Annotated in this window: 7 protein-coding genes; 6 read left to right on the top strand and 1 reads right to left on the bottom strand. The window is 73.1% G+C overall.

The window, feature by feature from the left end; translation table 11 throughout:
• Nucleotides 1-68: 68 nt before the first annotated feature.
• Nucleotides 69-1,049 carry a ScbA/BarX family gamma-butyrolactone biosynthesis protein gene (locus tag ACFT9I_RS18525; protein WP_382565457.1) on the bottom strand — a complete coding sequence of 327 codons (981 nt, stop codon included), beginning with the start codon at nucleotides 1,047-1,049 and terminating at the stop codon, nucleotides 69-71.
• Nucleotides 1,050-1,572: 523 nt separating this feature from the next.
• On the opposite strand from ACFT9I_RS18525, the gene ACFT9I_RS18520 reads away from it, so the two are divergent.
• The 6 genes from ACFT9I_RS18520 (at nucleotide 1,573) to ACFT9I_RS18495 (ending at nucleotide 8,234) form a co-directional block, all read left to right on the top strand.
• Nucleotides 1,573-2,157, top strand: coding sequence for a ScbR family autoregulator-binding transcription factor (locus ACFT9I_RS18520; RefSeq protein ID WP_382565455.1), 585 nt, complete (start codon nucleotides 1,573-1,575; stop codon nucleotides 2,155-2,157).
• Between the two features lie 328 nt (nucleotides 2,158-2,485).
• Nucleotides 2,486-3,322, top strand: coding sequence for a BTAD domain-containing putative transcriptional regulator (locus ACFT9I_RS18515; RefSeq protein ID WP_382565453.1), 837 nt, complete (start codon nucleotides 2,486-2,488; stop codon nucleotides 3,320-3,322).
• Nucleotides 3,323-3,444: 122 nt separating this feature from the next.
• On the top strand, nucleotides 3,445-4,206 hold the full coding sequence (locus ACFT9I_RS18510; protein WP_382565451.1) for a phosphopantetheine-binding protein: 762 nt from the start codon (nucleotides 3,445-3,447) through the stop codon (nucleotides 4,204-4,206).
• Between the two features lie 15 nt (nucleotides 4,207-4,221).
• Entirely contained in the window at nucleotides 4,222-6,105 is a 1,884-nt protein-coding gene (locus tag ACFT9I_RS18505; protein WP_382565449.1) for a polyketide synthase, read from the top strand.
• Nucleotides 6,102-6,938 (top strand): 4'-phosphopantetheinyl transferase family protein, encoded by an 837-nt coding sequence (locus tag ACFT9I_RS18500; RefSeq protein WP_382565447.1) that lies wholly within the window; start codon nucleotides 6,102-6,104, stop codon nucleotides 6,936-6,938. Before ACFT9I_RS18505 ends, ACFT9I_RS18500 begins: the two co-directional genes overlap by 4 nt.
• A gap of 327 nt (nucleotides 6,939-7,265) precedes the next feature.
• Nucleotides 7,266-8,234, top strand: coding sequence for an SRPBCC family protein (locus ACFT9I_RS18495; RefSeq protein ID WP_382565445.1), 969 nt, complete (start codon nucleotides 7,266-7,268; stop codon nucleotides 8,232-8,234).
• Nucleotides 8,235-8,345 lie beyond the last annotated feature (111 nt).

Genomic DNA, 8,345 nt, shown 5'->3' with positions numbered 1-8,345 from the left:
CCGCCGGACGTCCCGGGAGGCCGTTCACGGAGCCCCTCGGCCTCGTGCCGCGTGGGCGGCGGACCGGCTCACCCGGTGGGCGCCGCCATGGTCACGGTGGACCGGAACACCGGCTCGCCGTCCTGGTGACCGGTCACGAGCACGGACTCCTCGCCGTCCGCGCCCGATCCGGGGAGGCGGCTCGACTCGATCAGGCAGGGCGTGTCCAGCTCGGCGTAGCGCATGAACTCCCCGGTGACCTCCAGGGGCGGGGCGGCGTACCCCAGGTTCGCGACGGTGGCCTGCCGGGCGGCTTCGAGCAGCATCATGCCCGGCACGTGGTCGACGGGGTGCTCGAACAGCACGGGGTGGCGGGTGTCCACCCGCAGATGCCAGCGGTCCGGCCCTCCGGCGGGGGAGAGGACGACATCCATCGGTGAGACACGGCCGACGTTCTGCGGGGCCGTGGGGGCGGTGAGGGGAAGCAGCGGGCCGCGTTCCTCCAGCCGGTCGGCTCTCAGTCGGCCGTACGTCTTGGGGGAGGCGCAGGAGAACGTCGCGCTGCCGGTCGCGGCGATGTGGCCGTCGCGGCGGATCACCGTGTCGTAGTGGAGCCCCGCCAGGGTGTCCCGGCGCCATTTCACGTCCGCGCAGACCACCTCGATGTCGAGGGAGGCGGGTGCGTGGTCGACCAGAAGGTGATCCGGTCGCACGGCTATGGAGAGGTCCCACATCAGGAAGTGGTGGTCGAGGGGGACGCCGTACTCGGCGTGGGCGAGCAGGGCCCCGACCTGGCGGATCGTCTCGGCGGCGATGAGCGGGTCGTGATGGCCGTCGACGTTGCTGAAGAAGCCGTGCCCGCGAGGCCACTGGGCGGCCACGCCGAACTGGTGGTCGCCCGCGCGCCTCCAGTCGGTGAGGAACACCTCGGCGACGCCGGCCCTGTGGACGAATTCCTTCGGGACGGTGGTCGTCAGGGCCGGTCCGGTTCCTGTCGGTCCGGTGGTGGCGTGGACGGCGCGCTCCGCGCTGTGGAGTGCGCGATCGATACGGAAGGTGCTCGAAGACATGGTTCCCCCAGAGCCTGCTGAGCCCGAATGTTGTGGTCCTCACTAACTCTCGGCAAGAAGATACATACCAGCCGGTTTAATTACCAGTGTCGAAGGTGCCTGAGTGGGAGGAGGAAGTGGAGTGATTCCTTCCTCCCCCGGCCGGCCGGTGCGGGGATCGCCGCGCACGGGTCGGCGTCCGGTGCGCGTTGCCGTCGGCGGCGCCCGTGGCCCCATGGCGTGTGCGGGGTTCCGAGGGCCGCACCATCCCCGTCCGTCGGCGTCGGCTGTCCTTCACCTGGAAACAGCGTGCGCGGTTTGTTAATCTCCTGGTGGGTCCGGGGTGGGGTCTTCCCCGGACCTGATCCGGGAGGGGGCTGACATGGCGAGGTCCCGGTCCAGGCCGCGAGGTGCTGATCCGCTCCGCACGATCCACGCCGTCCCGCCGTCCCGCGAGCACGGCGGCCCACGCCAGTAGGCAACGAAACAGCGGGCGTGGCGGTCGCGAGCGACGTCACGCCGACAACCCGCAGCCAGGAGACGCATGATGGTCAAGCAGGAGCGAGCGGCACGTACTCGGCAGGCGCTGATTCGCGCGGCTGCCGAGGTGTTCACCGAGGAGGGGTTCGCGCTCGCTTCGCTGGCCACCATCAGCCGTCGCGCGGGCGTCAGCCGGGGCGCGCTCCACTTCCACTTCGACAACAAGAAGGTCCTGGCGGACGCGGTGGAACGCCAGGCGGCGGACGTCGTGGCCCGGATGACCGGCGAGGCGGAGGCCGCGGGTGACGCCCTGGACGCGCTGGTGGCGGCGACGCACGCGCTGATGAGCAGGCTCGCGAGCGACATCGTCGTGCGGGCCGGGTTCGAGTTGTGCGGCGGCCCGACGCGGAACACCGGCGCCGCCCTGCGGTGGCAGTGGCAGGTCTGGGTCGAGGGGACGCTCGACCGGGCCGAGCGGGAGGGTCTGCTCGCCGAGGGGGTGTCGTCCGCGCGGGTCGCGCCGGCCATCGTGGCGGCCACCGTGGGCTTCGAGGTACTTGGTGCCAGAGACCCGGAGTGGCTCTCGGAGGAGCGGGTGGCCCGTTTCTGGGAGCTGATGCTGCCCCGGCTGGTGGCGGTCGCGCGCTGATCTGACGTGGCCGGACCTGATCGGGCCTGGCCGGACCCGACTCAGCGCGGGGCGCTGCTTGTGGAAGTTTCAGGACCGCCCGCGCTGTTTTGCCGTTGGATTGAACGTCTGGAGTGTGCGGAGCAGTCCGCTATGTCGCTTTGGTTGGGCGGCGGATGGCGGGGGAGCGGGCTGAGGGCGGGTGAAAGTGGTGGTCAGGAGAGGGATTAAACAGCGCGGACGGTTTGTGATTGACAAACCGTCCGCGCTGTTTTTTACTCGTGGGGTACCCGAGATCGGGCGGCCAGGGGTCGGCGGTCGATCACTCAAGTGCATAGGGGGAGACGCCATGGACATCTCTGTACTGGGCGGCCTGACTGTCCGGGAAAACGGAGTCTCGATCACGCCGACGGCGCCCAAGCCGCGCCAGGTGCTCGCCCTGCTGGCTCTCCGAGCCGATCAGGTCGTCACCGTCCCGACGCTGACCGAGGAACTCTGGGGAACGGCGCCGCCGCGCAGCGCGCGCGCCACACTCCAGACGTACGTGCTGCAACTGAGGGAGCTGATCGGCGCCGCCCTGGTGCGGGACCCCGAGGGCGCGGCGCCGCGTACCGCCAAGGACGTACTCGTCACCACCCCCGGCGGCTATCTGCTGCACAGCTCCGGCGGCGGCCACGACGTGCGCGAGTTCGAACGGCTCGCCGGTCTGGGCTACCGGGCCATGGACGCCGGTGACTTCCAGGGCGCGGCCAGGCAGTTGCGCGAGGCGCTCTCCCTGTGGACCGGGGCCGCGCTCGCCGACGTACAGACGGGAACGCAGCTGTCGCCGGAGGAGAAGCGCCTTGAGGAGACCCGGCTCTGCGCGCTCGACCAGCGCATCGACGCCGACCTGCGGCTGGGCCGGCACCGGGAGCTGCTGGGAGAGCTGTCGGTCCTGGTGAGCCGCTATCCGATGCACGAGACGCTGCACGGCCAGTTCATGCTGGCGCTGCACCGCTCCGGCCGGCGCACCGAGGCTCTGGAGACCTACCAGCGGCTGCGCCGCTCCCTCATCCGTGAGCTGGGCCTGGAGCCGTCCGCGGGACTGCGGCGACTGCAACTCTCCCTCCTGATGGCCGGTCCCGAGGCCGGGCAGGACGCCGCGGTGCCCGCCCGCGGTGGTGAGCGAGCGGTCCGGGTGGGCTGAGGGCCCGGCGAGTCACGAGCCGCCCGGCGCTCCCCTCGGGGCCGTGGTGATCGCGGACACCGACAGCACACTGACGACGTGGCTCCTCCGGCGGACCCGGACGAGCGACTTGGAGCCCTTCCATGCCCAGTGATCACCAGCCCTCCGCCGCCCTCCTGACCTCCGCCCCGACGCCGGCCGGCCCACTGGCCGACGTGGTGGCGGTCCTCTCCGGGGTGATCAAGGTCGCGCCGGAGAACATCGACGCCCGGCAGTCCTTCCGCTTCCTGGGTCTCGACTCGCTGCTCGCGGTGGAGTTCGTGGCGGGCGTCAACGCCCGGTGCGGGATCCCGGTCAAGGCGGACGCCCTCTCCGCCCATGCCACGCCGGCCTCGTTCGCCCGGTACGTGGGTGAGCTGCGGTCGGGACGGCCGGTGCCCGCCGGACAGCCACTCGGCGGGGTGCCCGGGCCGGAGGGCTTCCCGTACGGGGCCACCGTCTCCGCCGCCGCGCCCGCCCGCGCTCGCGCCACCGTTTCCGTCCCGCCGCTCGCACCGCCGCCGTCCGCCGTTGACCGGGAGGTGCTCGTCGTCCTCCGGGAGGAACTCGCCCGGCTGCTGCGCTGCGACCCCTGGGATCTCGACGTACACGCGCCGTTCCCCGTCCTCGGTGTCGACTCCATCCTCGGCTCGGAGTTCGTGGAGACCGTCAACCGGTTCTACGGGACGACGGAACGGGCCGCCGCACTCGGCACCCACCCGAGCCTGGCCGCCCTCGCGGCGCACCTCACCGCGCTCACGACCCGGCCGGCCGCGTCGTCGGGCGTGGACATGGTGCTCGACGCCGTACGCGGCGACCTGCTCACCATCGAGCAGGCTCTCGTCCTGCTGTCACGACGGGCCTGAGGCGAGCACGGGGTCATGGACGCACGGGAGATACTTGTCCGGTACAAGGAAGGGTCCCTGGACCGGCGAAGCGCCTCACAACTGCTCGGCTCGCTCGTGGCCGACGAAGCCGATGAGGCCGACGAACAGGGGACGACTGGAGAGTCCTGGGAGACCTGGGAAGACGGCGGCCCCCCGCCGCCGGAGAGCCGGTCCCCCCAGGTGGTGCCGGGGGACCCGGCCGCACCGCTGCCCGGGACCGCCGGGGACCCGCCGGCTCCGACGGCCCCGCACCGAACCGCCGGGGACGCGCCGGGCCTGGCGCCGGACGGAACCACTCGGCACGCGCCGGGCCTGGCCCCGGACGGGATCGCCGTCGTCGGCCTGGCGGGCCGCTACCCGCAGGCGACCGACCTCGCGGCCTTCTGGCAGAACCTGCGGGAAGGGCGCGACACGGCGACGGATGTGCCGCCGGCCCGCCCCGGCGCCCCGCTGACGAGCGGCGGGGAACGAGGCTATTTCCTCGACGGCGTCGACCAGTTCGACCCCGAGTTCTTCGGACTCGGCGAGGACGAAGCCCGCCTGATGGACCCTCAGGAACGGCTGTTCCTGGAGACCGCCTGCGAGGCGCTGGAGGACGCCGGCGGTACCGGCGCCCGGCTCGACGCCCTGACCGGCGGTCCCGGACAGCCGCGCGCCGTCGGGGTGTTCGTGGGCGCGGGCTCAGCCGACTACGCCCTGCTCGGAGCCGAGGCATGGGCACGTGGACACCGCGAGACCCCCCGTGGCGGCCACTGGGGCATGGCGCGCCGGTTGTCCGGCCTGCTCGGTCTGACCGGGCCCGCGCACGCCGTCGACGCCGGCTGGTCCTCCGGACTCGTCGCCGTCCACCTCGCCGTACGGGCGCTGCGCGGCGGCGAGTGCGCCATGGCCGTGGCCGGCGGCGTCGAACTGCTGCTGCATCCCTCACGGGCGCGCTCCGGCGCGGGCGAGGGAGTGGGCGCGGTCGTGCTCAGGCCGCTGCGGGACGCGGTGGCCGACGGCGACCGGGTGTACGCGGTCCTCCGTACGACCTCGGCGGGAGCATCCGCTCCCCGTTCCCCGGCCACCGGCCGGGAACCGGCGTCCGTGGGTCTGCGCGAGACCCGGGCCGCGACCGTGCGCCGCATCGGGGACGCCGGTGCGGCCACCGGGATCGCCGCGCTGACCTCGGCCGTCCTGCAACTGCGGCACGGGGTGCTGGCGCCCGTACGGGACGGGGCCGACGCGAGCCCCTGGCAGGGGCCGCGCCGCGCCGTCGTCGAACTGCTGCCGGAGCCCGGCGGCGACCCCGGCGGGCTGCGGGCCGACGTCGTCCTGGAGGAGTACGCGCCCCGGGAACCGGACGTGGTCGGCTCCCCGCGCCGCGCCCCCGCCGAGGCGGACACGGAACACGACGAGGCCGTACTGCTCTCCGCGCCCACCCCCCGGCACCTCGCCGCCACCGCGCGTCGGCTGCTCGGCCGGCTGGACGAGCCCGGCCCCGCCGTCGACCTGCCCGCGCTGGCCCGCGGGCTGCGCACGGGCCGCTCCGCGCACCCCTGCCGCATGGCCCTCTTCGTACGCGACGTACCCCAACTCCGCGCCGCACTCCGCGCGTTCCTGCACGGGGAGGAGGCCGTCGACCCGCGCGAGGGCGGCGGCGGCGACCCGCTCGGTCTGAGCGCCCTGCCCGAGACCGCCGACTACCTGGCCGCGCTGTGGCGGAGCGGACGCGTCGAACAGGTGACCCGTCTCTGGCTCTCCGGGGTCACGGTCGACTGGGCGGCGCTGGAGGCGCCGAGCGGCGACCCGTCCCTCGTGACGCCGTTGCCGGCGCCGGTGTTCCTGCGCCGGTCCCTGTGGCTGAGCGGTGCGGAGCCGGGGGAGCAGGCCGGATGAGACCCGCCCCGGAGACCGGGCCCGAGGCGGTGAAGCTGTGGTTCTGCCCGAACGACGACCTCGCGCCGGGCATCGCGGCCACGCTCGCCGCGCAGTGGCTGGACGAGCACGAGCGGGAGAGCGCCGCGCAGTTCCTCTTCGAGCGCGATCGCCGCCAGTACGTCGTCTCGCACGTCCTGCTGCGCCGTGTACTGGCCCTGGAGAGCGGCATACCGGAGAGCGAAGCGGTCATCTGGCGTTCCTCACGCGGCCGGCCCTTCCTTCAGAAACCCGCGGGCGGACTGCCGCGCGGCGGGCGCGAACTGGACTTCAACCTGTCCCACGCGGGTGGCCAGAACCTGTTGGGCGTGGTGCGCCGCAACCGGATCGGTGTGGACGTCGAACGGCTCGACCGGGGCGACCAGGGGTTCGACATCATCGTGAAGACGTTCGCGCCCGAGGAACGGGAGTGGGTCGACCAGGTGGGACCGGGCCGGGCCAGGGACGTACGGGTACTGCGGCTGTGGACGCTGAAGGAGGCGTACTCCAAGGCGCGCGGCTTCGGGCTCGGGATGGCCTTCGACGCCTTCGCCTTCCGGCTCGGCGATGACCGGGGCGTCCTGGGTTTCCGGCCACCTGACGACGACCTGTCCCGGCGGTGGCGGTTCGTCGAACTGGAGCCGGTGCCGGGGGTGTTGGCCGCCGTCGCCGTCGTGTCGGACGACGACGAAACGGTCCTCGAACTGCGCCACGGCTTTCCGTGGGCCAGGTCGGCCCCTCAGCGACTGCCGATTCCGCGGGCCCCGGCAGGGCCGCACCAGGCCCCGGGCACCCAGCGCAACACCCCGTTCTAGGACGGGAGTTCGGTGGGACGCGCCAGGACCTTCGCGCGTCCCCGCCCCGCTCGCACGGCGGCCCGCCCGCCCTCCCTCCCTCCCTCGCGCGTGGCCCGAAGTCGTCGCCCACGGCGGTCTGTCGAGCCGTTCTCGAACGCTTCTCCAGCGGCAGGGCCCACGGTGCTTCTACCGAAGAGCCGCAGGAGAGCCGCACCATGGTGACCAACCCGGTCGGCGGGTCCGCGCTGCGGCACCCGGCCCACCGCCACAGCCGCCCCGGGACGCCCACGAGACGCCCGGGCGGCGACTCTCCCCGCGCGCAACGAACGTGAGGAGAGGTCTGACATGGCGTCGGGTGAGCGTGTGCACCGAACCTCGCACAAGTGGGAGATCGGCGCCCCGGCCGGGGTCGTCCACGGTCTGATCGCGGACGCGGAGAGATGGCCGCTGTTCCTCCCGTGCGGCGTCCACGTCGAGGTGCTGGACTTCGACGGGAACGAGGAACGGCTGAGGATGTGGGCCACCGCACCCGGCACGTCGCGATGCTGGACGGCACGCCGCTTCCTGGACGCGGCGCGACGCCGGGTCGACTTCCGGTACGAGGGTCAGTCCGGGCCCGTCCGCGCGATCGACGGGGTGTGGCAGGTCGAGGAGCGCGGCCCGGCGGCGTGCCGGCTGGTGCTGCGGCACGCGTTCACGGTGACCGGGGCGGCGCCCGGCGACGGCGCGGAAACCGTGCGGGCCGTCGACTCCGGTATCCGGGCGGCGCTGGAGCGGCTGCGGTCGTCGGCGGAGCGGTGGACGGAACTGGACGGGCTGGTGCTCGCGTTCGAGGACGAGATCCGGGTCAAGGGGCCCGCCGAACTGGTCTACGACTTCCTGTACCGGGTGGGGGAGTGGCCCGGGGTGGTGCCGCACGTGGCGCGCGTGGAACTCACCGAGGACGCGCCCGGCGTCCAGCGACTGACGACGGACACCCGGGGCGCCGACGGCACGCTCCGGACCACGGAGGCGATGCGCGTGTGCTTCCCGCACGCGGGCCGCATCGTCCACAAGGAGACCGACACATCGGCGCTGGTGGCCGCGCGCACCTGCGACTGGCAGCTCGTGCCGGACACGCGCGGGGTCTCCGTCGTGTGCCGGCAGGCCGTCGTCGTCCGCGACGAGGCCGTCGAACAGATCCTCGGCAGCGGTGCCGGCCTGGCCGAGGCGCGCCGCCACCTGCGCGAGGAGCTGGGCCGCGAGGCCCTGGCCGTCCTTGAACCGGCCCGCGACCACGCCGAAAGAGCCGTCCGGACGATCCACATGTCCTGAGTCCTGAGAGCACGTGCTCTGGGATCACGTGCGCTGGGATCACATGCGCTGGGAACATCGGCCCTGTAGACCACATGTTCTGAGATCACGCGTCCTGAACACCTGCCCTGA

The organism is Streptomyces sp. NPDC057137 (assembly GCF_042670825.1).
In the GTDB taxonomy this organism is placed as follows: domain Bacteria; phylum Actinomycetota; class Actinomycetes; order Streptomycetales; family Streptomycetaceae; genus Streptomyces.
Note: the sequence above shows the minus strand (reverse complement) of the source record. Positions and strands in the feature narration are given on the sequence as shown.

Coding starts and splice junctions, on each gene's coding strand:
- ACFT9I_RS18505 (WP_382565449.1), top strand. CDS start 4,222: ATGGACGCACGGGAGATACTTGTCCGGTACAAGGAAGGGTCCCTGGAC.
- ACFT9I_RS18525 (WP_382565457.1), bottom strand. CDS start 1,049: ATGTCTTCGAGCACCTTCCGTATCGATCGCGCACTCCACAGCGCGGAG.
- ACFT9I_RS18515 (WP_382565453.1), top strand. CDS start 2,486: ATGGACATCTCTGTACTGGGCGGCCTGACTGTCCGGGAAAACGGAGTC.
- ACFT9I_RS18510 (WP_382565451.1), top strand. CDS start 3,445: ATGCCCAGTGATCACCAGCCCTCCGCCGCCCTCCTGACCTCCGCCCCG.
- ACFT9I_RS18500 (WP_382565447.1), top strand. CDS start 6,102: ATGAGACCCGCCCCGGAGACCGGGCCCGAGGCGGTGAAGCTGTGGTTC.
- ACFT9I_RS18520 (WP_382565455.1), top strand. CDS start 1,573: ATGATGGTCAAGCAGGAGCGAGCGGCACGTACTCGGCAGGCGCTGATT.
- ACFT9I_RS18495 (WP_382565445.1), top strand. CDS start 7,266: ATGGCGTCGGGTGAGCGTGTGCACCGAACCTCGCACAAGTGGGAGATC.